The following is a 23,713-nucleotide window of genomic DNA, read 5'->3' on the forward strand; positions in this document are numbered from 1 at the left end:
CAGGCACAACGGCATTTTCACCGGCGCCTTATGACCCCGGCACGGCCTCCCGCAGGATGATGTCCACCGGGTGTGCCAGGGACCGGCCCCGCTCCACGAAACCGGACCGGTTCACCGAGTCATCACGCAGGATCTCGGTGACCGAACCGAGGAAACGGGACAGATCCACCTTGTCTTCCGGGGCGGCCAGCAGCAACTGGAAGCCGAATTCATGCAGGGCGTTGATGCTGGCCTCGGCGAAGGAGAGGCTGGATTTCACGAAGGCCTCATCCATCATGACCGTGCCGTACGTACTGAAGCCCTGGGTGACGATGCCCAGCTGGTACGCCAGCGCGGCGGCCATGATGAAGGCCGTGAACCGCTGCCCCTCGCCGCCGGACATGAGGCCCGCCTGCAGGTTGGTGAACGCATGGCCGTTACCCAGCCGATTGGTGCAGGTGATGGAAACGTGCCCGCGCACGTCCAGCACCTCGGCCCGCCAGCGGCGCTCGTCGTGGTCCTTGAGCCGGTCGACGATCCGCTCCAGCGCCAGGTACTGCGCGTCCATTTCCGCCTCGGTCTGCCGCCGGCCCATGATGGGAAGGGCGTTTTTGAGCGCGGTCCGGAATGCGTGCGCCGCGTCCGGAACGGCGGCCTGGATCTCGATCTCCAGGCGGCTGTCCGCGTGGTACTCGACCCGGCCCAGGATCTGGTTCAGCGGCAGCAGCCGCTGGGCGATGACCCGCCGCTCCTCGTCCAGCAGCTGGAGCAGGTCGCTGAAGCGCTCGTAGGTGCGGTTGTTGAAGTACTCCTGGAATTCGGCCTCACGCTGGGGCAAGCCCTCGCTGACGATGTTCCCGTAGCGCTCCTCATAGGCCGGTGCGCTCTCAATCCCGGTGCCGTAGTCCGACCCCCACTTTTCGGCGAAGGTCTCGAAGGTGCGCACCAGTTGGTTGCCGGTCTCCAGCAGCGTCTTTTCCAGCTGGGCGCGCTCGGTGAGCAGTTGCCGCTCCACCCGGCCGACGACGTCGTTCAGCTGGGCGGCGCCGGTGACCTCGCCGTGCGGCGCGAAGTACGCGTCCAGGTCCTGCCGCACCGCGTCCGGCACGGACGCCGGCGCGTCCCCGGACTCGCCGGAGCGCAACCGGTCCAGGCGCCCGGAGGCGGCGGCAAGTTCCGCCTGCAGCCGCGCCAGGTCGCCCTTGAGCACGCCCAGGTTTTCGACGGCGGCGGTCAGGTCCAGTTCGGCGGTGTCCAGTTCGAAGCGCAGCTGCTCCAGGTCCGCGTTGCCGTCCCGCGCGTCCTCGAGCCGCTGCGTTGCGGTGGCGACGGCGGTCCGCTCGGCCTCGGCGGACAGCTCCTCCCAGCTGCGGGTATCTGCAGCGATCCGGCGCACCGCGGCCAGCCGGACGGTCAGCTCCTGCTGTTCGCCCGCCCGCTCCTGCGACAGCGAATCGGCCGCCGCGAAGGTGTCCCGCAGGGCCAGCAGGTCGGCGGCGAGCGCAGCGATCTTGTCCTTGTTGTCGAAGCCGAGCAGGAAGTCGGACGGCTTGGTGTGGCGGTCGTCCTTTTCCGTGGTGCCGGCGTTCCGCTTGACCGCGCCGCCCAGGCTCACGCCGCGGCGCACCGCGGCCAGCCCGCCGGGATCCTCGACGCAGACGTAGTCGTACCGGGCGGCGATCCGTTCCCGCACCCAGCGGCCCATCGGGGTGTCCCTAGTGACCAGTTTGCCCACCAGAGCATCGTCAGCGGTGCCGTCGACGCCTGTACCGTCGCGGTCTGGGGCCCTGCCGCCGTCGTTCTCCTCCCCGCCGGGCTCCTGGCTGACGTCCAGGCATCGGATGAAGCCGCGCATGTCGTTGGCGCTGATGAAAGCGGTCACCGCGCGCATGTGCTCGCCCGGCACCAGCAGCGTGGTGGCCAGCGGCCGCAGCGCACGCTCGGCGGCCGGACGCCAATGGGCGTGCTCCGGCGCCACGTCGATCAGTTCGGCGGCGAACGGCATCTGCTCCTCCGGGATGCCGGTGCCTGCGCTGATCCGGGCCCGCCGGTCCAGGCTGTCCTGGCGGATGTTGCTGGTACGGCGGCGGAAGGACTCGATCTCCTGCTCCAGCTCCCGGATCCGGCCCTTGAGCGTCCATGCCTGCCCCTGTGCGTCGTTGCTGCGCTCCTTGGCCGCGTCCGCTTCGCGGGCCAGCGTCCGGGACAGCTCGGCGGCGCGGCTGCGCGCCGTGGCCAGGCCGGCGGGGGACCAGTCGGTCTCGATCCCGGCGGCGGCCAGATCCGCGCGCGCCGCGGCTTCGGTGGCTTCCCGGCCCTGCAGTTGTACGACGGCGGCCGCCAGCTCCCGCTCCAGCGTCGCGATCGCGCCGCCGCCCTGGGCGCTGTAGCGCTCGGCCAGGTCCGCTGCCTTCTGCTTCAGGGCGGCGCGGTGTGCCTCGGCGGCGGCCAGCTCCGCTTCCTTGGCCGCGGTCTGGGCGGCAAGCCGGTCATGCTCCCGCTCGTGCAGCGTGCGTTCCAGCTGCTGCCGGTACAGCGGCAGGGCGTCCTCGGCCAGGGCACGGTTGGCCTCCAGCGCGGCGGCCGACTCCTGGTGGAGCCGGTGGCGGGCCGGTACCTCGGCCAGATGGTCGCGCTGCTGGCGGGCGCGTTCCAGCTGGCGGCGGATGCTGCTGAGGTGGCTGAAGTCCTCCACCGCCTCCTCGGCGGCCAGCAGCGTCTTCGGTTCGTCCAGGACGTGATGGCGGAAGAAGTCGTTGACGGTTCCGCCCAGGCCCTTGCCGGCCTGCAGCATGCGCAGCAGGCCGAAGGCCTTCTCATTCTCGACCCCGAGGACCTGCCGGAAGCGTTCGGCGAACTGCTTGTGCGAGTCGAAGGCCTGGCTGCCGGGCAGCATCGCCTCCAGCCCGCCCTTGGTGAAGCGGCCGCGGGTGCGGGTCTCGATCACGGCGATGTTCAGCGGCCGGTTATGGAGCAGGTAGAAGCGCCCGATGCTGTTTTCCGTGCCGTGGGCCGGCAGGTCCAGCAGTACGGACAGGCTGGTGACCTGGCCCAGGGCATTGTCGAAGGTGAGGCTGACCGCGGACCAGGTGGCGCCGTCGCGCTGGTAGGACGTGGCGGCGGGGCCGGCGGTTCCCTGGCCCCGTCCCGGTGCCGCCATGGGCTGGCTGCCGAGGCGGCCGCGCATGTAGCTGAACGTGGTGCGGCGTTCCTCGCTGGTGGTGCCGCTGCCGGTCTGCGCCGCCTCATTCATCCGCGGCCGCGCCTCGAGGATCTGCAGAATGCCGTCGAAGATCGTGGATTTGCCGACGCCGGATTCGCCGGTCAGCAGCGTGCCGGCGCGGTCCACGTGGATGGTGTGGGCGCCGTCGAACGTGCCCCAGTTGACCACCTGCACGGAGGCGAGGCGGTTCTGGCCGGGGTTGATCAGATCGCCCATGGGCAGGGTGACCTCGATGCTCACAGCAGTACCTCCTGGGCTGGTGCTTCCTCGACCGGCGCACCGCCGTCGTCCGCCAGCGCCTCCATCGCGGTGATGGTGTCGCCGATGTTCTCGTAGGGCAGCGCCAGCGGCAGCGCGGCGGAGATGACGTACACGTCGTCGAGCTCGGTGGGCAGCAGCAGGCGGCGCTCGTTGACCAGCTTGCGGATGTTCTGGTCCGCCAGGTCCTCCACGCTCTTGGCGTCGCGCTGATCCGGGTCCAGGTACTGCTCGAGCACCTCGATAATCTCCGCGCGGGAGACCACCGCCTCGTTCCCGGTACCGGCGTGCCGGTCCTGGACCAGGCGCATGCGCAGCAGGAGCAGGGTTTCCTCCCGCGTCATCTCGCGCTGGCGCTGCAGTGCGGTGGTGTGGGGTTCCTCGACGCCAGCCGGGCGCAGCAGCGCGATCTTGCGGTCTTCATCGATCACCAGGACCAGGAACAGCTCGCTCAGCCGCGAACGGAGGATCTCCTGATGGTCCACGATGGTGCCGAACACCTTGTCCGTGCTGTTGCCGTCGATGTACGGGCCGCGGAGCAGCCGGATCAGGGCCTGGCGCAGCTTCAGCGGCAGCCGGCCGGTGTCCCCGGCGAACAGCTCGGGGCCGTCGGCCAGGCGGTCCCGCACGAGGGCGGCAGGAGCCTCGGGGAACACGGCCTCGCCGCTGTCGGTGCCGGCGTCGGTATAGGGCTCAGGCATGGAAGGCTGCTTTCCGGAAGGTAACGGTGGGTAGGTGGGCGATGCGCTCGGTCCCGTCGATCTGCGTGAACCGGACCTCTTCACGCCGGAGGGGATCCGGTGGGGCGCCCTGGTTCAGGGCGGCGTGGAGCAGCGCGCGGATGCTGTTCAGGTGCCGGTGCTCCGGCGGCAGGTGCCCGAAGACCTGTGCCAGGGTCGCCTCTCCGGCCGCCGCGAGGGCGCGTCCGACGGCGGCACGCAGCGCTTCGGGGTCGGCCTGCGGTGTGCGGGGCGAGCGGCGGGGGATGTCCGCCTCGCTGAACGTCGCGGGGGCGGCCAGCTTCGGCGGCGCCTGGTGGTCGTCCGGGTTGTACAGCCGGATCATGGCCAGGGATTCGAACTGGGATCCGTACAGCTGCGGTGCCGGCACGACGGCGGCGCGCCGCCGGGTGCGGGGGGCCTTGTGGATGGCGGTTTCAGCGGCCCGGATCAGCCGGCGCAGCTGGACCGATTCGCGGTACTCGTCGCTTTGCACGTAGGTGTGCATGCTCTCCGAGAGCCGGCCGTAGATCCGCTGGATTTCCGTGGCCTGCTCGCGCAGATCGGCCACCAGCCGGTACAGGGTCTGCCGGTCCTCGGCGCTCATCGCCTCGGTAAAGTCCCGCTCCAGCACCGCCGCGGTGGCGCGCCGGAAGCGTGCCTGCTGGTCGCCGTCGTTCAGGAAAGCCGTAAAGCCCTCATAGGTGCGCCCCTCCACGGTGCTGCGCAGCTTCTTGTCCGCCTCCAGGATCTCCCCCATGGTGATGCCCTTGCTGGCGTTGCTCTCGATGATCTCCTGGCGGAGCGAATGCAGCATGCGCTCCAGGCCGTCGCGCATCCGCTTGAAGTCCGCCGGCAGGCCGGCGGCGAGGTCGAGGACGTCGTGGGCGGCCTCCAGTGCCGTGGCATCGGGGAGGGTATGCGGTGCTTCGCCGGCTTCCAAGGCCCGCAGCTGTTCCTGGCGCTCGGCGATCTCCGCCTTGAGGAGGTCGATCCGCGCGGCCGGGTCCGGGTCCGTTTCGTGTGCCAGCGCCTCGACGCGCGTCAGCAGCGTGGCCAGGCGGGAGCTGTTGAGGTTGGTCTTTTCGGACGTGAAGCCGTCCAGGTAGGAGAGGAAACGCACGGAGGATTCAGTGAGTTCGTAGACGAACTGGCCGCCGGCCCGGGGGCGGGCCAGGAACCGCTTGGCCACCCACTCGTCGCAGTAGCTTCGCCCCGTGGCGTCTTCCCGGAGCTGGACGCCCTGGCGGCGCAGCTCGGTCAGGAAGGTGTCTGTCGCGGCGTGGAATTCCTCCAGCGGAACGCGCGGCCGGGGCCGGGTGAAGGCAGCCCGGAACAGTGCCGGGATCCAAGGTGCCGCGGCGGTGAGCTTCCAGCCAGGGGAGGACTGGAGCGTCTGGAGTTCGCGCCACTGGGACACGGCGGTTTGTGTGAGGGACATACTGCGCTTTCCGCCCGCATCCAACAAGCAAACGGGCAGAGATGATCTTAACCCGCGGTCGGCAGGAAGCCCGGATCCAGGTCTCCGTCGGAATGGCTGTGCCCCGCTGTGCTCCGGCTGGGGCCGGGACAGTGGCCCCGGACGAAAGAGAGATAAACGTCACATCTGTGGAAGCGGAGGGGATCGGCTTCCCTTGGAAGGGGCATTTTCGCCGCGGCGGATGCCACAACAGCCACAATCGCCACACAGGTTCCTTCTGCCGCGGAATCAATGGGATTTTCGGAGCGGGCGGGTGGGTTTGTACTCTTCTTAGTCCCACGGCAAACAGAAAGACGCCTTGTGAAAGGCTGGGAAATTCCTGAGTGTCAACCCCATGAAAGCCAGAACTTTGTTCCGTATCCGAAATGTGACATTCGGGCGGGGCCTCGGGTACGGTCGGTCCTCGTGTTAACCAATTGCTGGTTAACAACCCTCGGGTGGATCGCCTAGCTCTGCCACTGCCCGGGGTCCGTTCGCTACAACCGCTTGGCAGGGGCGGGGGAACCATGATCGGGCTTCGCCAGAAGTCCTAGGGGTTAAGCCGCAGCGGTGTCCGGCCGGAATTTTCCGCAGGACGCCGTTCGGCCGGGTGACTCCCATCCGAACCCGACAGCTCACCTCGCAGGCGTTGGGAGAGGCTAAAGACTTTGTTTTTCACTTCATCTTCGGCACGCCACCGTGCTACTCCGGTCCGCACCAACCCGGTTAAGGGTCTGTCCAAGGCTGTCGTTGTGACCGCCGCCGCCGGTGGCCTCGTGCTGGGCTTCGGCGCTCCGGCCCAGGCGGGCGTTTCCGCTCCGAGTGGTGCCGCGGCTCCGGCCCCGGCCGTTGCTCCTGCCGCTGCCGGTGCTGCCACCCACACCGTCCAGCCGGGTGACACCATGGGTGCCATCGCCGCCAAGCATGGTGTCCCCCTGAACGCCCTGCTGTCGCAGAACGGTCTGGGCCTGTTCACCACTATCTTCCCCGGCCAGGTCATCCAGCTGCCCGGCGCCGGCGCTGCTGCCCCGGCCGCCGCTCCCGCTGCCGCACCGGCCGCTGTCGCCCCGGCTGCTGCACCCGTTGCCGCTCCGGCTGCTGCTCCGGCCGCTCCGGCCGGCGGCATCCAGCTGGCCTCCAGCCAGATCAACGGTGCCCCTGCTTCCAGCGGCATCGGTGCGGCCCTGGTGGCCTCCGCCCAGAGCCAGCTGGGCACCTACCAGGACTGCACCGCGATGGTGGAGAAGGCCCTGCGCTCCGTCGGCAAGTCCGTCGGCGACATCGCTCCGGAGCACTTCTACCGTTACGGCAGTGTTGTATCCACCCCGCAGCCGGGCGACCTGATGATCCGTCCGGGCCACGTTGCCATCTACATCGGCAACGGCCAGGCCATCAGCGGTGGCTGGAACGGCATCGAGACCGCCGTGCACCCCGCGTCCTATCTGGGTGGCTCCACCTTCGTTCGCGTGAGCTAATTACGCGGCAGGTAGCCAGCCTAGCCTCTGCGAAGGCCCCCAACCGATTCCGGTTGGGGGCCTTCGCCGTTAAGGATGCTCCTTGGCCCACACGGTCGTTCGTGCGCCCGGCCTGGGCCGTCTCTGCGGACGATGGGTCAGCGGTCGGACACCGTGAAACGGGTCTGGCGGTGCGCCGGGTTCTCGAGCTCGTCGAGGATCGCGACGGCCATGGTGCCGGTAGTCGTGTGGGACTGTCCGTCGCCGGCAATCAGCAGCTCGTCGGCGCCGAGCACCGGCTCGGTGGCCTCGCCGGGTGTGAACAGGGCGGACGGGGAGACGCCCACCCAGTCGACGTCGGTAACTGTGCGGAGGAACTCGAGCTCCTTGAGCTGGTTCTCGGGAATCGAGACCCAGGCCTCGGCGCCCGGCATCTGGCGGATGTCCTCGATGACGAGATGGCCGTCCTCGCCCGTGGTCAGGCTGCCGGCACCGAGGATGAAGACCAGGCGCGGGGCGTCTGTGCCACGGGAGCGCTCGACGAGCGACCGGGCCAGCTCGACGTGCAGGTGGGCCTGGTCCGGAGCGGTGCCGAAGGCGTTGACGACGGCGTCGAAGGCCCCGAGGTCTGCGGAGTCCAGGTCGAAGGCGTCGCGCTCGAGGACCGGGACGTCGGTCCCGAGGACCTCCGCGGCCTTGGCTGCGTTGCGGACGACGGCGGTCGCTGCGTGACCTCGTTTCGTCGCCTCTGCGACGAGGGCGCGTCCTGCGTTGCCCGTTGCTCCGATGATGCCGATCTTCATGGCGGTCCTTTCTGTTGCGTGCGGGCGATGCCCGTCTTCCGTTGGGGATAAGTACTTGCACCTTCAAGTTATTCCCGTTGCCGGGTCCGGTCATGCCGCTTACTGCGGTTTGAGTAATCAGGACTCCTGGTGCGCTGGAGTGGGGGAGAGGGAAATGTGTCCGACGCCGGGCAAGCCGTGGCGGAGTGCCGCCGCCCCGAGCTCCTCCAAGCGATGGAAATCGGTCACAGTAGTCTCTGGCTCGACGGCAACAGCTGCGCTCATGCCGAGGGGGTGTCCGGCCCAGCGAAGCCGGACGTCCCGGACGGCCTTGATGCCATCGGCGGCCAGCAGGATCCTTTCGGCGCGGTCCACGAGTTCCGGATCCACTCCGTCGAGCAGCCTGCGGCCGACGTCCCGCGCCGTGCCCCAGAGCAGGACCATGATGGCGGCAGTGATGATCAGTCCGACGATTGGATCGGCCCGTGGGAAGCCCAGCCGGACCCGATTGCCCCGGGCACCACGGCCAGCGAGGTGAAGCCGTCCGTCCGCGCGTGGAAGCCGTCCGCCACGAGGGTGGCCGATCCGACGCTCCGGCCACCCTTGATCCGGTACATGGCGACAAGCTCAGTGCCGGCGAATCCGACGAGTCCGGCAGTGAAGACCCAGCCCAGGTTCTGCAACGGCGGGGGGGGGTCAGGAGCCGGTCAACGGACTGCCAGCCTGCCCCGAGGGCGGACAGGGCGATCATGGCCACGATGAACAGCCCGGCCAGGTCCTCGGCGCAGCCGTAGCCGAAGGTGTAGCGGCGGGTGGCAGACCGGCGCCCCAGCATGAAGGCGATCCACAGCGGCATCGCGGTCAGTGCGTCGGAGAAATTGTGGATGGTGTCCGCCAGCAGTGCCGCCGAACCGCTGATAACGACCACGGCCAGCTGCAGCAGCGCGGTGGCGCCCAGTCCAAGCAAACTACTTCGACCGCCAGCTCCACATACTGGCTGTCCACATCGAGGCCGTATATCTGGTTATCTGCGTTTATATGCGGATAATTTCATTTGACCTGAGTAAACACAACCGGCCGGGCCGCAAAAAGGAACTGGGTTGCAGGTGGCCGTGATCCAAATATTGGGCCCTTCACCTGCCGTCCGTGGAGTGGGACGATGCCCATATGAACGACGAACACACCCCCACCCCCCATGGCCAGCACGCAGCCCAGCCCGGGAATCCGCCCCACGCGCAGTCGCCGGAGGACCTGGCTGCCATTGAGCGGCGGCGGAGGGAAGCCGAGGAGAAGCTGGAGAAGTACCAGCGTGAGGCCCATCTGAGGGCCGAGGAGGAAGCCGCGCAGGAGTCTGGCGAATAACGGGATAACAGCCGCAGATTTTGATGAGAAAATTCTCATCCCAATCTCATGGTGCTCTCACGGAAGTCGACGACATTAGAAGTGTCATCCCCAAAGATCGGCTCCGGGACCGGCCCCAAGGAACCGGATCCGATCCACTGGAGGAAGCCGGACGATCCCCAATGTTCCGGATTCCTTCATCTGGAGGGCTGGACCGCCCCAATCGGTCCGGCTTTCCCGCAGGGAACGGACGGCCCCCAAAGGTCCGTTCCCGCAGCGAGTGCGCGGGGGCTGGACAATCCCAGCGGTCCAGCCCCCGCTTCGCATTTAAGCGCCGAACAGCGGAAACCGGTGGTTGAGCGGAGCGCCAGCGGAATCGAAACCTGCGCAGTGATGGAGCGGTTCGGGGCCGCTGCGAATAATGTCACCGGTGGCTGGCGGTGTGGGGGTATGGACATTGAAGCGGCCGGCGGCCTTCCCACAGACGGGGTCTTCGGTGCTGCCATGCCCCGGGAGCCCGCGGCTGCCGGCATGGTGTCGATGGAGCGTTTCCTGGTGGAGTCGCTGTCCCGGATGGGATCCCCGCGCGTGGCGTGTCAGCCTTCTCCGATACCCTGTCCGAGCATGCCGGGTTTGACGGTGCCGCAGGCGCCGGGGACCTGTCCCGGGCCCAGGCGCCTGCGGAGGCCGATGCCCTGGCGGAGGCCGAGTCGCTGGCGGAGTTCGGGCTGCTGGCGGGGATCTGCGGCTGCTGAGCCAGGAGGAGCTGGTGCGGCTGCTGGCGGCGGCGGCGCCGGAACGGCTGCCGTTCAATCTGGCCGTGTCGGGGCTGAAGGCAGCCGAACGGCTGATCGGCTGGGCCGAGGCGCTGAAGGCGCGGCTGATTGATTCGCTCAGCCGGGGCACGGATGTTCCGGTCCGCCGGCGGCGGGCCGGGGAGCGCCGGTCGGTGTCCTTTGAACCGGCCGCGGACGGGATGGCCGGACCCACCCGGAGACCGGGGCGGTGCTCTCGGTCGGCCGGGACTCCTGCACGGTGCCGGCGAGCCTGCGCCGCCATGCCCGGATGCGGACCGGACCGGCCGGTTCCCCGGCTGCAGCCGGGCCGCCGCCTGGTGCGAGCTGGACCGCACCCGGGACTGGCAGTTCTAGCTGTAACAACCTAACTGGACGGCTTCAGAGCAGTCGCAGCAGGTGCAGCCGGATGTCCGCATGGCGCAGGTCTGCGGCCAGGCGGGTGGCGAAGGGATGGGATTCCAGGTCCCAGCCGCCGGAGTTGGCAACCGTGAAACGCACCTGCCCGCCGGCGCGCTCCACCGAAACGTCCAGCCCAGCCGGGTCCGCATAGGCGCGCACCAGGCGTTCGGCGGTGCCGGCATCGTGCTCGTCGACGGCGATCACCAGCGGCTCGGTCTCATCGGATGCAGGCCGCGGCGGCTGGTGGACGGCGCCCGCCCCCGCGCCCGGAACTTCCACACCCGGCGCCGCCGCGGCGGAAACCGGAACGGGTGTCCGGCCGAACAGGGCGTTCCATACCAGCCGGGACGTGCCCTCGGATGCGGCCCGGAAGTTCGGTTCGAACGCGAACAGGACAATCCGTCCGGCACCCACTGTTTCATCCGTGACCGCCGCGGTGCCGGCGACCGCCTCCAGCCGCCGCCCGTAGCCGGACACGAAAAAGTCCTCGCTGTCCAGCTCTGGATAGTGGACGGGAGCTGCCGTCCGGGCACCCGGGCACAGGACGGCGTCGTTCTCATTCATCGCCCAGACGAACGGGCCGACGCCGGCCGCCAGCGGGCTGGATTCATCCACCCGCAGCCGCAGCAGGCTGCCGGGAATGTCGCAGTCCGGCCGGCTGTAAGTGACCGAACCGATGCCCAGGTTGGCCACCAGGCGGGCGGCCTGCCGCCAGGCGACCAGGGTGCCGCCGCACTCGACGAACCGGCGCAGTTCAGCGGTCCCGTCCAGCAGCATTGCCCCGCTTCCCGACGCGCCTTCCGGAATGACAAGCACGTCGTACCCTGCCAGGGCGCCGGCTCGGATCGCGGCGGCGTCGATGACCTCGAAGGATCCCGGCGGCAGGCCCCAGTGCTCCTGCCAGGCGTGGCGGAACCAGCCCGCCGACTGCACTACATAGTTGAACCGGCCGTCCACCCAGACGGCGACCCGCGGCACCCGTTCCGGCGGCGGCAGCGGCGGCGTCGGGCCCGGTTCCGTCACCGCCTTGGCCCGGTGCAGCGGCCCGCCCGGAATCACAACGCCGGAGCTGCCGCCGTCGATGTTCAGCAGCAGCGGCTGGCTCCAGGCCGCGACGTCGTAGAAAATCGGCACGGCCGGATACGTGCTCTCATTGAGCATGGCCTGGACAAAATGCTTGCGCGATTGCGCCATCGGAATCCACCACGTTCCCGCCGGGAGCGTCGCCGGCCGCGGTCCGCGCCCGTACGGGCGGAAGTCCGGCACCTGCAGCGGTTCCCGCAGCCGGTACACCTCCACATCCGCCCGCACCAGGCGGCGCACCAGCTGGTGCAGTTCATGGCTGCGATCGGGACTGTCGAGCAGGAAGTAGTGCCGCACGGTCCGGTCCGGAACGTGCACGGCCACACTGTTGCCGGCTACGCCGGTGCGGTTGGGCATCAGCAGGCCGGCCTCGCCCTGCCGGACCGCCTCCACATGCGCCGCATGCACCTCCCGCTGCGCGGCCCCCTTGGCGGCCGCGGCAGCACCCAGCAGCGCCCACAGCGCGATGTACTGCTCCGCCACGCGCACCGCGGGCGGGTCGCTCTTTTCCTTCTCCAGGAGCACCCCGGCGGCGAGGAACGCCGTCGTCGACACCGTGGAGCCCTTGCCCGCGTAGAAGGCGTCATACGGTTCCTCGTCCAGGTGCCGGATGCCGGCCCGTTCGAACGCCTCGGCAACGGCCGGCGCGTAGCGCTCCCTCACGGCACTGACGGCTTGGACGTGCACCTCGTGGTAGGTCGGGTCGCCGTAGGGCGGAATCCAGAACGTCTCCCGCTGCGTCATTTCATGCGCATCCACCAGCAGGACCGGCGGCAGTTCGCGCGCCAGCTCCAGCAGGGCGTCGATCTCCGGCTGAGTGCGCGTCTGCCAGTCGCGGTTGAGGTCGAAGTTCCGGCCGTTGCGCCGTATATTCAGCTCCCGGCCGTCCGGATTGCCGGTGGGCACAATAACGACGACGGCGGCGTCCAGGATCGTGGCGGCCGTCGCATCGGTGCGGTCGGCCAGATCCCGAAGGACCTGCAGGCTGGCATCCGCTCCGGACTTCTCGTCGCCGTGGGTGTTCCCGACGATCCACAGGATCGCCGGGGTGCTGCCGGCGATCCGCTCCACTTCCTCCTGCGGAGCGCGGCCGTCCCGGAGCAGCTGGGCGTCACGGGCGATGCGCGCCAGCGCCTCCGCCTGGATGTTCTCGGGCTGTCCCACGACTGCGTAGCCCAGTTCGCGGCCGTGATGACTGCGCCGGGAGAGCCGGCCTGCGGCGACCCGGTCACTGGCGGCAGTGACGGCGTCGAGGTAGCGCAGGATCTCAGCGGCGGTGAAGTCCCGCTCGCCGAAGTCCACGCCGATGACATTGACGGGGGAGGGAACGTGGCCGGCGTATTCGGCGGGGCCGAAGGCGGCTGGCTTCGCGGGTTCCTGTTCTGTTGTTGCCTGCTCGTCGATGGACACGGCGACTCCTCGATGCCGGCGGTCCTTAACGGAGTATGAACCGGAAGTGAACAGGCTTTAAACGGTACCCGAGGCCCCGGCAGCTGGCCAGGGTGGATTCGGCGCTGCTGGCTGCGGCCGATAGAATGGGGCTTGCGTAGGGGAGTATCCACTTGCGCTGCGTACCGTCAGCACGCCAGGCATTGTTGCCCGGCCGGACGCAGCGGCCAGCCGGAGAATTGGCTGTCGGAGAGACTTATGTTCAGTCCTTGACCCCTAGTTTCCAAAGGCAGATAACTCCATGGAAGTTTCCTCGCTGGTCTGGAGCCTGACGATCGCAGGCATCGTCGGCCTCCTGTTATTCGACTTCTTCTTCCACGTCCGCAAGGCCCATACTCCGTCGCTTAAAGAAGCAGCGGTCTGGTCCTCCATCTACGTGGGCATCGCGGTGCTCTTCGGCATCGGTGTGTTCATCTTCGGCGGCACCGCCATGGGGTCGGAGTACTTCGCCGGCTACATCACGGAGAAGGCACTCTCCGTGGACAACCTGTTCGTCTTCCTGATCATCATGGCCAGCTTCCGGGTGCCCCGGGCCGATCAGCAGAAGGTGCTGCTGTTCGGCATCGTGTTCTCCCTGATCGCCCGCACCGGCTTCATTTTCCTGGGCGCGGCACTGATCAACTCCTTCGCCTGGGTCTTCTACATCTTCGGCCTGATCCTGCTGATCACGGCGGGCAATCTGCTCAAGCCGGAAAACGAGGAGGCGGACAAGGCGGACAACTTCATGATCCGCATCGCCAAGAAGTTCTTCCACACCACCGAGCACTACGACGGCGACAAGCTCTTCACCATCCACAATGGCAAGAAGGCCATGACCCCTATGCTGATGGTCATGGTGGCCATCGGCGGAACGGACATCCTGTTCGCGCTGGATTCGATCCCCGCGATCTTCGGCCTGACGCAGAACGTGTTCATCGTCTTCACGGCCACCGCGTTCTCGCTGATGGGCCTGCGCCAGCTGTACTTCCTGCTGGACGGTCTGCTGGACCGCCTCATCTACCTGACCTATGGCCTGGCCGCGATCCTGGCCTTCATCGGCGTGAAGCTGGTCCTGCACGCCCTGCATGAGAACAACTTGCCGTTCGTCAACGGCGGCGAGCCGGTACCGGTCATGGAGATCACCACCGGCCTGTCCCTGAGCGTGATCATCGGCGTCCTGATCGTCACCGTCGTTGCCTCCCTGGTCAGCACCAAGGGCAAGGCCATCGCCGCCATCGCCCTGGCCAAGCGGCACGCCACCAGCTACCTGGACCTCGAATACACGGCAGACCCGGCGGAGCGCGAGCGCGTCTGGAACCTGCTGGTCAACGAGGAAAAGCAGATCAGGCAGCTGGACGAAAAGTACCGCCGCTACATCCGGGAAGAGGAAAAGTTCATGGAGCTGATCCGCAACGCCCACGCTGCGCACAAGGAATACATTTCGCGCTAGCCGCCACCCGAAGGACGCCGACGGCGGGGGCCTTGGTCACAGGACCGGGGTACCCGCCGTCGTTCTTAATGGAGCGGCGGGAGCCGCACTCCGGGGAGGGCCCGCTTTCAGGAGGCCCGCCCGGCGTGTCGGCCGGGCCACCGGGATATCCTGCCGTGGACGGTCGGAAAGCGGGCAAACCGGACGGGACCAAGGAGGCCTCATGGGCAAGGTCATCTACTCCATGGGAGTGTCGCTGGACGGCTTCATCGAGGCGCCGGACGGCAGCATCGGCTGGACCAATCCGGACGAGGAACTGCACCAGTACTTCAATGACCTGGAAAGCTCGATCGGCATGCACCTGTACGGGCGGCGGCTGTATGAAAATATGGCCGCCTTCTGGCCGACGGCGGACGCGGACCCGGCGGCGACACGGCAGGTTGCCGAGTACGCGCGCATCTGGCGGCCGAAGCCCAAGGCGGTGTTCTCCACGAGCCTTCACGACGTCGGCTGGAACGCCCGCCTCTTCCGCGAGGTGGTGCCGGAGGAGGTCGAGCGGCTGAAGCAGGAGACGGACAAGGACCTGAGCCTGGGCGGACCTGGCCTGGCCCGGTCCTTCCTGCGGCTGGGTCTGATCGACGAATTCCAGCTGTTCATCCATCCGATCCTGCTCGGCGGCGGCAAGCCGATGTTCGGGCCATTCAGTGGTCCGGTCAAGCTGCGGCTGGCGGATAACCGCACTTTTGGCAACGGTGTGGTGCTGCTTCACTACCGGAGGTGAGCCGGGCCGGCGTGGGTGCTGGGCCGGCCCGGATGCCGGGCCCCTCAGGCGCGCCGGCAGTCAGCGGCATACGGGCCCGGCGCCCACCCGAGGATCCGGTCCACATAGCCCTGCGTCTCCTGGAACGGCGGCACGCCCCGGTGCTGCAGTACCGTGCCCGGGCCAGCGTTGTAGGCTGCCAGCGTATGCCGCACCAGCTCGTCCGCGTCGGTGCTGACCGGGGACACCTGGGTCTTGAGGGCCTGGAGGTAGCGGCCCTGCGCCGCGATCGACTCAAAGGGATTGAAGGGGTCCCCGCCGTCGCCGTAGAGCTCCCAGGTCGCCGGCATGAACTGCGCCAGGCCCTGGGCGCCGACCCGGCTGACGGCAGCGGGGTTCCACGCGCTCTCGGCCTGCAGTTGGGCGGCCAGCAGCGTTTCCGGCAGGCCGGCCACCCGGGCAGCGGCACGGATAGCCTCCCGGTATTCCTCCGGAACCACCGGCGGAGCCGGGTCTACGGGCCGGCTTTCTGCGGACCCGCTCGCCGCCACGGCGTCCTCGAACACCAGGCAGGTCTGTCCGGCGAGCGTGCGCTCCCGGTTCAGCTCCACCGCGGTGAAAACCAGCAGCAGGGCCAAGGACGCCAACAGGACGACGACGCCGGCACGCGGGGCGGGTGCCTTCGCCTCCGTCGGCGGTGGTGCAGAATGTGCTGGACTCCGGTTCATGGGCACCGAGAGTACCGCCCGAGTCTGAACGTCGCCCGGAAACAGCGGTGCCCCGGCCGCATGACCGGGGCACCGCCGTCGTCCTTGACGCCAGCTCTACTTGACAATCAGTTCCGGGTAGTACTTTTCGGTCACGTCCGGGTGGGCACGCAGGCGGCCCTTGAGCATGTTGGCACCGTAGCTGGCCAGCATCGGATTGTTCGGGTCATCCGACAGGCCGCGGGCCTCGGCCTTCAGCTCGGCCGGCAACGGCACCGGGTCGATCACGGCGTCCAGGCGCGGTGACCAGAAGAACGGCACGGAGTAGCGGTCCACGCCGGGCGGCGGGGCCTGGACGCGGTGGATGGTTGCGGCCAGGTAGCCTTCGGTGGCGACTTCCAGCATCTCGCCGAGGTTGACCACCAACGCGCCTTCGATCGGCTCCACCGGCAGCCATTCGGTGGTTCCTGGAGGCTGGACCTCCAGGCCGCCGACGTTGTCCTGCAGCAGCAGCGTGACAAAACCGTAGTCGGCGTGCGTGCCTACGCCCTGGTTGCCGGCCTCTTCCACCACGCCGCCGACGTAGTGGACCAGCTTGCCCATCCAGTGCGGATTGCGGTCGAACGGTTCGTCGAAGTAGTCCTCCGGCAGGCCCAGGCCCACGCCGATGGCGCTGAGCAATTCGGTGCCCACCTTGGACATCAGGTCCGCCCAGGCCATGGCCTGGGTCTCCAGTTCGGGCAGCGCGTCGTCGGGCCACTGGTTGGGACCCTGCAGCAGCCAGTACTTCTGGTCCTCCGGGTAGTCCGTGACCGGTTCGCGCTCAGGGGAGTAGTCCAGCTGTTCGCGGGCATCCGCGCGGCCGGCGGTCACCTCCGTGCCCATGCGGGTGTAGCCGCGGAAGTGGGGCGAGTTCCGGTTGTCCAGCTTCAGCCGTTCCTCGAGGGGCAGCTTGAAGAAACGCTCGATAACATCCCACAGGTCCTGCACCTGGCCTTCGGCGGCGCCATAGCCGGTGATCTGGAAGAAGCCGACACGGTGCGCCGCATCGCGCAGCTTGTCGATGAACTCGGAGTTGAAGGAGCCATCCGGATTCCTTGCCGTGCTCAGGTCCAGGACGGGAATTGTTTCAGGGTTGGCAGACATGCCAGCAAACTACCACCATTGTTACGCGGGCACTCGTGAGTATTACGGAAATCGACGCTGTCGGTCATATGGCGTAACTCATGGAAGATGAGAAAAGCCTCATGAAGTTCTCATAGTTGTCTCACCCCGGCCGTCCACAGTGGAGGTATCACAAGCACTCTGCGAGGAAGTCCGGCGATGAAGTTTCTATGGTGGCTCATAGTTGTGGCCGTGGTGGCCGCTGCCAGCCTCATGGTGTGGAGCCAGGCCAACGCGGTATCCCCCACGGAACAGTTGCGCGGCGTGAACGTGGGGGGCAGCGCCAGCGGCGTGGCCCAGGATGTTCCGGATGTGAGAATCCAGCCGACCCAGGCCCCCGAACCTGCGCCCGAGCCCGTTCCGGAAGCGCCTGTGGAGGCTCCACCTCCGCCGGGGGCCCCTGCCGAACCTGCCGCGCCCGTTACAGTGACGCCGCAGCCGGTGGCGCCGGCCGTCGTCGTTCCGGCCCAGCCGGTGCCCGCTCGCCCTGCGGTGCCGGTCCGGCCCGTGGTGCCGGTGCAGCCCGTGGTGCCGTTCGATGACCACGGCGGATTCGACGACAAGGGCGGACTGCGCAACGGCGACATCAACGAGAGCGACTTTGACGACTTCGATGATTTCGACGACGACTGACCTTGGGTGGTTGAATGCAGGGTATGACTCAGACGCTGCATGACATCCCGCTGACCCTGATCGACGGAACCGAGGCCGGCTTCGGCGAATTCAAAGGCAAGACCGTGCTGGTGGTCAATGTTGCTTCCAAGTGTGGACTGACCCCGCAGTACGAAGGCCTCGAGGCGCTGTACCGGAAATACCAGGACCGGAACTTCACGATCCTGGGCGTGCCCTCCAACCAGTTCAAGGGCCAGGAGCCGGGGACCGAAGAGGAAATCCAGGAATTCTGCAGTGTCAACTATGGTGTGACCTTCCCGCTGGCCCGCAAGGCGGACGTCAACGGCGCGGACCGCCACCCGCTCTACGCTGAACTGACCAAGTTCCGCACGGGCGAGCTACAGGAGGACATCACCTGGAACTTCGAGAAGTTCCTGGTCAACGCCGAGGGCAAGGTTGTCGGCCGGTTCGCGCCGAAGACGGCGCCCGACGCCCCCGAAGTCATCGACGCCATCGAGGCGGAACTGGGCTAGTTCCCGCAGCAGCTAAAAGCACGACGGCGGGAGGGCTGCAGCCAGGTGCGGTTGGAGCGCACGGATCGCGAACTGCTCGGCGGCGGTGGTTGTACTTATGCGGCCGACCGCGCGGCGGCGACGGCCTCGGCCAGCGGAGTGGCCGGACGGCCCAGCAGCTTCTCGAGCTCCTGCGAGCCGCCATCGAGCTCGCCGGCAGCGATGTTGCCGTCCACCGCGACCAGGAAGCCCACGAGCCCAGCATCCATTCCGGCCCCCGTCAGCGCGTTCTGCAGTTCCTCCGCGCCCAGCGCCTTGGCCTCGACCGGGGTGCCGGTCACCTCGGTAATGGTCCGGGCCAGGACCGCGTAGGTGAACGCGGGGCCAGCCAGCTCGTAGACCACGTTGTCCGCGCGATCCTCCAGCAGCGCGGCCACATCGGCGGCGGCAAAGTCGGCGCGGGTGGCGGCGGCGATGCGTCCCTCGCCCGCCGCATGCAGGATGGCACCGTGCGCCAGGTACTGGCCGAGCTGGGCGGTGTAGTTTTCGGTGTACCAGCCGTGGCGCAGGAAGGTGTACGAGATGCCCGAGGCGGCGATGGCCTCCTCGGTGGCCTTGTGCTCGGGCGCAAGCACCAGCTCGGTTTCGTCCGCGCGCAGCACCGAGGTGTAGGCGATGCGCTGCACGCCGGCGGCCTTGGCGGCGTCGATCACGTTCCGGTGCTGCGGAAGGCGCTGGCCCACCTCGCTGCCGGAAATGAGCAGGAGCTTGTCGACGCCGGCCAGGGCGGCAGACAGGGCCTGCGGCTCGTTGTAGTCGCCGGCGCGGACCTGGACACCGAGTCCGGCGAAATCCGATGCCTTGCCCGGGTCGCGGACGACGGCGACAACAGCGGCCGGCGCGACGCCCGCCTTGAGCAGTTCGGCGATGACGAGGCGGCCCAGCTGGCCGGTGGCGGCGGTGACGGCAAAGGTGGTCATGACGCTCCTTCGGGCAGGTGTACTTGAAGGAACAAGTAATCCAAGGGGATTTATTTCCCCGGCAGGTCGTCGTCGCCCAGTGCCCGGCCTTCCACCATGTCCACCCAGCGCTGCAGGAAGACGGCACCGGCGTCGTCGTGGATCATCTTGGCGTCGCCGCCCAGGTTCGCCGCTGTCAGCACCGGATACGGCTTGGCGAACACGCCGTCCTCCGGCCGGACATCCACGTGCGCCACGTCGAAGCCCTGCTCGTGCAGCCAGTCGGCCATCGCGTAATCGCTGCGTGAGTCCCCCACGGTGCGCCACGCGGCGGGCAGCGCGCCGTCCTCCTTCAGCAGCTCCATGGCCCGCTGCGCGCCCAGGTCCTTGCCCAGCTCGATCGCCTCGATATCGGTGGAGATGATGGTCGGCTCGACGCGGAAGCTGATGTTGTCGTCGCTGTCCGGGGCGTGGTGGTCCAGCCGGGTGACGCCCAGGTTGTGCTCGCGCATGAGCCGCAGCGCGTCGTCGTCGAAATGATGCTGGATGGACAGGTAGTCCCGGTTCGGCACGTCCAGCTGCTGTTCCACGGACACCATGGCGTGCTTGGTCTCGTCGAAGAACATGTAGGCCTGGTACTTCTGCAGCACCAGCTGCCGGACGGCGTCGGCAAAGGCCGGCGGGAGGGCCAGGCTGCGGTCCACTTGGATCTCGCCGGCGCCTTCGGCGGTGATGCTGAACCACACCGCGCCCTTTTCGCAGATGGCATGGATGCGCGCGTTGTCCGGAATGCCGGCAGCCAGCATGGGCTCCATGACCTGCTCGCGGATAAAGGTGTCCGAGCGGCCGGTATTGAAGATGAGCGGGATGCCGGCGGCGGCCAGCGTGCCGAGGTGGCCGAGGATGTCCTGGCGCACGGTCCGGGTGACGGGGCTGGCGATCGGTCCGTCAACGTCGAGCAGCAGGCCAAGCAGGGGAACGTTCATGGCTTCGATTCTGTCAGAGCCCGCGGCTAGGGTCGGTTTATGAACGTCGTAGTGGTCGGATCCATCAATGCCGATCTGCTGGTCACCGCCGCCCGCCACCCGCAGCCGGGGGAGACGGTGATCGGCCGCAGCCTCGCCGTGCTGCCCGGCGGCAAGGGCGCCAACCAGGCGGTCGCAGCCGCGCGGCTGGGCGCAGCCACCGCCCTGATCGGCGCGGTCGGCAGGGACGGGCATGCGGGGGCGGCGCTGCAGCTGGTGCGTGAAGCCGGCGTTTCGCTGTCGGGCATAAGCACGACGGCGGAGCCCACCGGCGTCGCGCTGGTCACCGTCGCGGACGGCGGAGAGAACACGATCGTGGTGGTGCCCGGCGCCAATGCCACCCTGGATGCGGCGGCCGTGGAAGGTCATGCCGATGCGATCGGCGGCGCCGCCGTGGTGCTGCTGCAGGGCGAGATTCCGCGCTCCGGCACTGAGGCCGCCGCTCGGCTGGCCACCGGGCGGGTGGTGTTGAACCTGGCGCCGGTCATCGAGCTGGAGCCGGTGGTTTTCCGCCGCGCGGACCCGCTGGTGGTCAACGAGCACGAAGCCGTGCTGGCACTGAAGCTGCTGGCGCCGGGGGTTCCGCAGCCGGCTTCCGAGGAAACGCTGGCGGCGGGCCTGCTGCGGGCGGGGGTGCCCGCCGTCGTACTCACCCTTGGAGCGCGCGGGGCGCTGTGCGCGGATGCGTCCGGCATCAAGGCCTATCCCGCGCCGCCGGTCGAAGCAGTGGACACCACCGGAGCCGGGGATGCTTTCGTCGGTGCGTTGGGTGCCCGGCTGGCGGCGGGGGACAGCCTGCAGGCGGCTGCCGCCTTTGCCGTCAGGGTCGGAGCCTTCGCGGTGCAGAGTGAGGGCGCCCAGCCTTCCTTTCCCACCCTGGCGGACCGGCTGCCCGGCTGATGGCGCTCAGGCCGGGTGCCCGGCCTGCAGGCTGCGGACCTGGGAAAATTTCAGCGGCGCGGCATCGGCTTCGATGCCCACTTCGACAGGCGCCACCAGGAACCCGTCATGGTCGCCCAGGTCGACGCGGTCAACGACCTCCGCCACCATCCAGCGCGGGCAATCTGTCAGTATCGGTACACCGCGCGGCCCGTCCCGCCAGCTGCAGGAGGCGAACTTGTCCACCTCGTCGCCGGTCCGGCCGCCGAACAGTTCCGCCAGCTCCCGCTGGCCAGCGCCGAGCACATGCAGGCCCAGTGCGGACGCGTCGCGGGCCAGCCGGTAGGTGTGGTTCTGCTTGGAGATGCAGACCAGGAAGCGCGCCGGATCGATGCTGCACTGGGTGGCGAACCCCACCAGGCAGCCGGACCGTGATGCGGGCTGTGCTTCCGGCCCCGAGGCAGCCGTCACCACGTACATCGGATGGTCGAAGCCCGCGATGAAGCCGCCGATGTCCGGCTCCGGACCCATTACTGCTCCTTGCCCAGCCGATTGCTTCCCTTTTGCAGCCTGTCGATGTGCTCGGAGGCCTCCGCCTTGGTCAAATCCGCCGGCAACTCCTCCCCGGCCTCGCGTGCCAGGGTGTCCAGGTAACTGCGCTGGGCGGCGGTCATCGGCTCGTCTCCGGTGACCCAGTCCTCCGGATCACGGTTCAGGCCGGCGTCCGGTTCCGGCGTCGGGCTTCCCAAAGTCTCGCGCTCGTTGTCTGCCATGGGGTCCACTGTAGTGAGCAGGCCACCCCTTCGGTAGCATCGGCCGGTATGGAGGGATATCGAACACGCAGGTTCGCTGATCAAGCCGGCGGCGTCGAAATCCAGCTGCCGGCCGGCGATGTCACCGAAGGGGTCGTCCGGGTCGGACAGACGGTCCGCCGGCCGCACCAGCCGCAATCCCATGCTGTGGCCGCCTATCTGGACCATTTGGAGCAGGCGGGCTTCGACGGGAGTCCGCGGTTCCTGGGGCGGGACGCTGTCGGCCGGGACGTCCTCACCTTTATCGAGGGATCGGTTCCCGGCGCCGTGGTTGAGCCTTGGGTCCTATCGGAGCGGCTCCTGGCCTCTGTGGGCCGTCTGGTCCGGCGCCTGCACGAGGCTTCCTCGGATTATGACCCCGCCGCTGAGCCTTTCCCTCCGCGGCCGGTGCGGCAGGATGACTTTGAGCTGGTCACACATCTGGACGTGACACCGCAGAATACGGTGGTTCGGGGCGGGGAAGCCGTAGCGCTCATTGACTTTGACCTTGCCGGTCCAAGCACCCGTCTTATCGATTCGTACAACACGGCGATGCACTGGGTGCCGCTGCGCGACCCCTTCGACGTCGGCGGAGAATGGTTGGGCGCCGATCAGTTGCGGCGACTGCGGATCTTCGCGGATGCCTACGGCTGGTCCGCAGGAGAACGACGGCGGCTGGCCGGGTTCGGTGCGGAGCGCGCTGACCTGAGCTGGCTGAGAATGAAGCACTACGCCGAGGCAGTCGGCGGGGGGTGGGCACGGATGTGGCGGGATGGAGCCGGAGACCAGATCCGCCGCCGCCGTGACTGGCTGCTGGGCAACCAGTCAGGCATTGCGGCCGCCCTACTCGGCTGATACGTGCGCCGGCATCCCGCTGCCGGGGGTAGGCGCCTATTGCGCACCCCCGGCCTTTCTGAGCTAATGGCCTCGTGCAGATCGCCGACGATATCCGCCTGGAAATCCTGATCCGCTGCCCGGCCGACCGCGCCTGGTCCGCCTTCGCTGAGGGCAAGGATGCCTGGTGGCCAGGCATGGAGTTCGCCGTGGTGCCGGGAACGCCGGTGCGCGAACGGTGGGAAATCGAGGGCACCGTCCTGACCGCGGAAGGCGAAGTTGACGTCGTCGTTCCCGGCCGCCGGCTCACCTTCCGCTGGTCGGAACCGGGCTGGGAAGCGCAAACAAGGGTCACCTTCACCTTCCACGCGGACGACGACGGCACCCGGGTGGCGCTGGTCGAGTCGGGTTTTGCCGCGCTGTCCGACGGCGGGCCGCTGGCCGCCGAACACGTTGCCGGTTGGGCCGGGCATCTGCGCAGGCTCAAGCGGCACGCGGAGGCGGGCCTCCCGTAATCCTCCGGCAGGGGCTATTCCTCCAGAAGCTTCAGGCCCAGCCGCTGGCAGACTTGGGAGCTGCCGGGGAAGACCCCGACCTCGTCCTCGTAGAGGCAGGCGCTCAGTTCCGGCACGGTGAACGTGATGGTCGTATCCTCCGGGTCGAAACCGCTGTCCGGATCCAGGGCCTCCGGATTGATACCGTGCCGTGTCAGTGTGCCGTTCCGCCACTGGTCCGCGCAGTGCTCGATCGCTTCGGCCGGCGGACTGTTGCGCGGGTGCGCCAAGCTGAGGGCGTCATCGGCCTCAAGCTCAGGAGCGGGAAAGCAGCGGATGGTGCTCTGGTCGGCGACCGCCTGGCCGGCGATGTACACGCCTCCGGCCGTGGCCCCGGCAGCAATAAGACCGACGGCGGCGATGGCCGTCGTGCGTTTGATGCTTGGCATCGTTCCCCCTCATGAAGCAAAGCCTGGCTTGGGTGCCGGATGGAACCGGCCCACGCTTACTAGTCTGCACCCCAGGCGGCGGGACGGGGCTGAAGTGTAAGCGTGTCTGGCTAACGTTTCGGTCACGCGCCGGAAAAATGTGTTGGGACTCTCATCGCGAGTGCGTAACGTTCAGA

The 23,713-nt window shown here is 68.2% G+C and carries 22 protein-coding genes, 1 pseudogene and 1 riboswitch; of the genes and pseudogenes, 10 read left to right on the forward strand and 13 right to left on the reverse strand.

Translation table 11 applies throughout. From position 1 onward, the window contains the following. Nucleotides 1–28: 28 nt before the first annotated feature. Genes AC5RWU_RS05085 through AC5RWU_RS05095 form a run of 3 tightly spaced genes read right to left on the reverse strand, consistent with a single transcriptional unit; the run spans nucleotide 29 to nucleotide 5,620 of the window. On the reverse strand, nucleotides 29–3,442 hold the full coding sequence (locus AC5RWU_RS05085) for an ATP-binding protein (RefSeq protein ID WP_494029926.1): 3,414 nt from the start codon (nucleotides 3,440–3,442) through the stop codon (nucleotides 29–31). Next, nucleotides 3,439–4,161, reverse strand: coding sequence for a DUF4194 domain-containing protein (locus AC5RWU_RS05090; RefSeq protein WP_494029925.1), 723 nt, complete (start codon nucleotides 4,159–4,161; stop codon nucleotides 3,439–3,441). Before AC5RWU_RS05090 ends, AC5RWU_RS05085 begins: the two co-directional genes overlap by 4 nt. Then, a complete protein-coding gene (locus tag AC5RWU_RS05095) occupies nucleotides 4,154–5,620 on the reverse strand; it encodes a DUF3375 domain-containing protein (protein WP_494029924.1) in 1,467 nt (488 codons plus the stop codon). Before AC5RWU_RS05095 ends, AC5RWU_RS05090 begins: the two co-directional genes overlap by 8 nt. Nucleotides 5,621–6,123: 503 nt before the next feature. After that, nucleotides 6,124–6,301: riboswitch (cyclic di-AMP (ydaO/yuaA leader) on the forward strand. 89 nt (nucleotides 6,302–6,390) lie between these two features. Here AC5RWU_RS05095 and AC5RWU_RS05100 point away from each other — a divergent pair. Further along, nucleotides 6,391–7,113 carry a LysM peptidoglycan-binding domain-containing protein gene (locus AC5RWU_RS05100; RefSeq protein WP_494029923.1) on the forward strand — a complete coding sequence of 241 codons (723 nt, stop codon included), beginning with the start codon at nucleotides 6,391–6,393 and terminating at the stop codon, nucleotides 7,111–7,113. A 137-nt stretch (nucleotides 7,114–7,250) separates the two neighbouring features. Here the strand turns inward: AC5RWU_RS05100 and AC5RWU_RS05105 are convergent, their stop codons facing one another. Next, nucleotides 7,251–7,895, reverse strand: a complete 645-nt coding sequence (locus AC5RWU_RS05105) for an NAD(P)-dependent oxidoreductase (protein WP_494029922.1) — start codon at nucleotides 7,893–7,895, stop codon at nucleotides 7,251–7,253. A 117-nt stretch (nucleotides 7,896–8,012) separates the two neighbouring features. Next, nucleotides 8,013–8,844: pseudogene (locus AC5RWU_RS05110) on the reverse strand (cation diffusion facilitator family transporter); the annotation flags it as partial. A 197-nt stretch (nucleotides 8,845–9,041) separates the two neighbouring features. On the opposite strand from AC5RWU_RS05110, the gene AC5RWU_RS05115 reads away from it, so the two are divergent. After that, nucleotides 9,042–9,236 carry a hypothetical protein gene (locus AC5RWU_RS05115; RefSeq protein WP_494029921.1) on the forward strand — a complete coding sequence of 65 codons (195 nt, stop codon included), beginning with the start codon at nucleotides 9,042–9,044 and terminating at the stop codon, nucleotides 9,234–9,236. A gap of 572 nt (nucleotides 9,237–9,808) precedes the next feature. Then, nucleotides 9,809–9,970, forward strand: a complete 162-nt coding sequence (locus AC5RWU_RS05120; RefSeq protein ID WP_494029920.1) for a hypothetical protein — start codon at nucleotides 9,809–9,811, stop codon at nucleotides 9,968–9,970. A gap of 420 nt (nucleotides 9,971–10,390) precedes the next feature. On the opposite strand, the gene AC5RWU_RS05125 is transcribed toward AC5RWU_RS05120, so the two are convergent. Then, nucleotides 10,391–12,904 carry a M14 family zinc carboxypeptidase gene (locus tag AC5RWU_RS05125; protein ID WP_494029919.1) on the reverse strand — a complete coding sequence of 838 codons (2,514 nt, stop codon included), beginning with the start codon at nucleotides 12,902–12,904 and terminating at the stop codon, nucleotides 10,391–10,393. Nucleotides 12,905–13,184: 280 nt separating this feature from the next. Here AC5RWU_RS05125 and AC5RWU_RS05130 point away from each other — a divergent pair, with 280 nt between their 5' ends. Beyond that, on the forward strand, nucleotides 13,185–14,372 hold the full coding sequence (locus AC5RWU_RS05130) for a TerC family protein (protein WP_494029918.1): 1,188 nt from the start codon (nucleotides 13,185–13,187) through the stop codon (nucleotides 14,370–14,372). A 202-nt stretch (nucleotides 14,373–14,574) separates the two neighbouring features. Next, a complete protein-coding gene (locus AC5RWU_RS05135) occupies nucleotides 14,575–15,132 on the forward strand; it encodes a dihydrofolate reductase family protein (protein WP_494029917.1) in 558 nt (185 codons plus the stop codon). A gap of 44 nt (nucleotides 15,133–15,176) precedes the next feature. On the opposite strand, the gene AC5RWU_RS05140 is transcribed toward AC5RWU_RS05135, so the two are convergent. Both AC5RWU_RS05140 and AC5RWU_RS05145 read right to left on the reverse strand, forming a co-directional pair. Further along, on the reverse strand, nucleotides 15,177–15,839 hold the full coding sequence (locus tag AC5RWU_RS05140; RefSeq protein ID WP_494029916.1) for a lytic transglycosylase domain-containing protein: 663 nt from the start codon (nucleotides 15,837–15,839) through the stop codon (nucleotides 15,177–15,179). Nucleotides 15,840–15,935: 96 nt separating this feature from the next. Further along, nucleotides 15,936–16,964, reverse strand: a complete 1,029-nt coding sequence (locus AC5RWU_RS05145) for an isopenicillin N synthase family dioxygenase (RefSeq protein ID WP_494029915.1) — start codon at nucleotides 16,962–16,964, stop codon at nucleotides 15,936–15,938. 177 nt (nucleotides 16,965–17,141) lie between these two features. On the opposite strand from AC5RWU_RS05145, the gene AC5RWU_RS05150 reads away from it, so the two are divergent. Together AC5RWU_RS05150 and AC5RWU_RS05155 are read left to right on the forward strand one after the other, a co-directional pair. Further along, nucleotides 17,142–17,615: a hypothetical protein gene (locus AC5RWU_RS05150; RefSeq protein ID WP_494029914.1), complete on the forward strand. Its 474-nt coding sequence runs from the start codon at nucleotides 17,142–17,144 to the stop codon at nucleotides 17,613–17,615. 14 nt (nucleotides 17,616–17,629) lie between these two features. Further along, nucleotides 17,630–18,127 (forward strand): glutathione peroxidase, encoded by a 498-nt coding sequence (locus AC5RWU_RS05155; RefSeq protein ID WP_494029913.1) that lies wholly within the window; start codon nucleotides 17,630–17,632, stop codon nucleotides 18,125–18,127. A gap of 95 nt (nucleotides 18,128–18,222) precedes the next feature. Here the strand turns inward: AC5RWU_RS05155 and AC5RWU_RS05160 are convergent, their stop codons facing one another. Together AC5RWU_RS05160 and AC5RWU_RS05165 are read right to left on the reverse strand one after the other, a co-directional pair. Then, complete coding sequence (locus AC5RWU_RS05160; RefSeq protein ID WP_494029912.1) at nucleotides 18,223–19,086, reverse strand: NAD(P)H-binding protein; 864 nt, start codon at nucleotides 19,084–19,086, stop codon at nucleotides 18,223–18,225. A 50-nt stretch (nucleotides 19,087–19,136) separates the two neighbouring features. After that, complete coding sequence (locus tag AC5RWU_RS05165; RefSeq protein ID WP_494029911.1) at nucleotides 19,137–20,051, reverse strand: hypothetical protein; 915 nt, start codon at nucleotides 20,049–20,051, stop codon at nucleotides 19,137–19,139. A 39-nt stretch (nucleotides 20,052–20,090) separates the two neighbouring features. Between AC5RWU_RS05165 and AC5RWU_RS05170 the strand changes: the two genes are divergently transcribed. Next, complete coding sequence (locus tag AC5RWU_RS05170; RefSeq protein ID WP_494029910.1) at nucleotides 20,091–20,990, forward strand: ribokinase; 900 nt, start codon at nucleotides 20,091–20,093, stop codon at nucleotides 20,988–20,990. A gap of 6 nt (nucleotides 20,991–20,996) precedes the next feature. Here AC5RWU_RS05170 and AC5RWU_RS05175 read toward each other — a convergent pair whose 3' ends face one another. Next, entirely contained in the window at nucleotides 20,997–21,500 is a 504-nt protein-coding gene (locus tag AC5RWU_RS05175; RefSeq protein WP_494029909.1) for a flavin reductase family protein, read from the reverse strand. Next, entirely contained in the window at nucleotides 21,500–21,742 is a 243-nt protein-coding gene (locus tag AC5RWU_RS05180) for a DUF3072 domain-containing protein (RefSeq protein ID WP_494029908.1), read from the reverse strand. Before AC5RWU_RS05180 ends, AC5RWU_RS05175 begins: the two co-directional genes overlap by 1 nt. 48 nt (nucleotides 21,743–21,790) lie before the next feature. On the opposite strand from AC5RWU_RS05180, the gene AC5RWU_RS05185 reads away from it, so the two are divergent. Both AC5RWU_RS05185 and AC5RWU_RS05190 read left to right on the forward strand, forming a co-directional pair. After that, on the forward strand, nucleotides 21,791–22,615 hold the full coding sequence (locus AC5RWU_RS05185; protein WP_494029907.1) for a phosphotransferase: 825 nt from the start codon (nucleotides 21,791–21,793) through the stop codon (nucleotides 22,613–22,615). A gap of 74 nt (nucleotides 22,616–22,689) precedes the next feature. Next, on the forward strand, nucleotides 22,690–23,109 hold the full coding sequence (locus AC5RWU_RS05190) for an SRPBCC family protein (protein WP_494029906.1): 420 nt from the start codon (nucleotides 22,690–22,692) through the stop codon (nucleotides 23,107–23,109). Between the two features lie 14 nt (nucleotides 23,110–23,123). Here the strand turns inward: AC5RWU_RS05190 and AC5RWU_RS05195 are convergent, their stop codons facing one another. Next, entirely contained in the window at nucleotides 23,124–23,537 is a 414-nt protein-coding gene (locus AC5RWU_RS05195; protein ID WP_494002657.1) for a hypothetical protein, read from the reverse strand. Nucleotides 23,538–23,713: the final 176 nt, after the last annotated feature.

Source organism: Arthrobacter sp. B0427-1-12, from assembly GCF_059092905.1.

Bases quoted from the DNA above. Each gene is read 5' to 3' on its own strand.
- AC5RWU_RS05090 (WP_494029925.1), bottom strand. From the start codon at position 4,161: ATGCCTGAGCCCTATACCGACGCCGGCACCGACAGCGGCGAGGCCGTG.
- AC5RWU_RS05095 (WP_494029924.1), bottom strand. From the start codon at position 5,620: ATGTCCCTCACACAAACCGCCGTGTCCCAGTGGCGCGAACTCCAGACG.
- AC5RWU_RS05105 (WP_494029922.1), bottom strand. From the start codon at position 7,895: ATGAAGATCGGCATCATCGGAGCAACGGGCAACGCAGGACGCGCCCTC.
- AC5RWU_RS05115 (WP_494029921.1), top strand. From the start codon at position 9,042: ATGAACGACGAACACACCCCCACCCCCCATGGCCAGCACGCAGCCCAG.
- AC5RWU_RS05130 (WP_494029918.1), top strand. From the start codon at position 13,185: ATGGAAGTTTCCTCGCTGGTCTGGAGCCTGACGATCGCAGGCATCGTC.
- AC5RWU_RS05135 (WP_494029917.1), top strand. From the start codon at position 14,575: ATGGGCAAGGTCATCTACTCCATGGGAGTGTCGCTGGACGGCTTCATC.
- AC5RWU_RS05140 (WP_494029916.1), bottom strand. From the start codon at position 15,839: ATGAACCGGAGTCCAGCACATTCTGCACCACCGCCGACGGAGGCGAAG.
- AC5RWU_RS05145 (WP_494029915.1), bottom strand. From the start codon at position 16,964: ATGTCTGCCAACCCTGAAACAATTCCCGTCCTGGACCTGAGCACGGCA.
- AC5RWU_RS05150 (WP_494029914.1), top strand. From the start codon at position 17,142: ATGAAGTTTCTATGGTGGCTCATAGTTGTGGCCGTGGTGGCCGCTGCC.
- AC5RWU_RS05155 (WP_494029913.1), top strand. From the start codon at position 17,630: ATGCAGGGTATGACTCAGACGCTGCATGACATCCCGCTGACCCTGATC.
- AC5RWU_RS05160 (WP_494029912.1), bottom strand. From the start codon at position 19,086: ATGACCACCTTTGCCGTCACCGCCGCCACCGGCCAGCTGGGCCGCCTC.
- AC5RWU_RS05165 (WP_494029911.1), bottom strand. From the start codon at position 20,051: ATGAACGTTCCCCTGCTTGGCCTGCTGCTCGACGTTGACGGACCGATC.
- AC5RWU_RS05170 (WP_494029910.1), top strand. From the start codon at position 20,091: ATGAACGTCGTAGTGGTCGGATCCATCAATGCCGATCTGCTGGTCACC.
- AC5RWU_RS05175 (WP_494029909.1), bottom strand. From the start codon at position 21,500: ATGGGTCCGGAGCCGGACATCGGCGGCTTCATCGCGGGCTTCGACCAT.
- AC5RWU_RS05180 (WP_494029908.1), bottom strand. From the start codon at position 21,742: ATGGCAGACAACGAGCGCGAGACTTTGGGAAGCCCGACGCCGGAACCG.
- AC5RWU_RS05185 (WP_494029907.1), top strand. From the start codon at position 21,791: ATGGAGGGATATCGAACACGCAGGTTCGCTGATCAAGCCGGCGGCGTC.
- AC5RWU_RS05195 (WP_494002657.1), bottom strand. From the start codon at position 23,537: ATGCCAAGCATCAAACGCACGACGGCCATCGCCGCCGTCGGTCTTATT.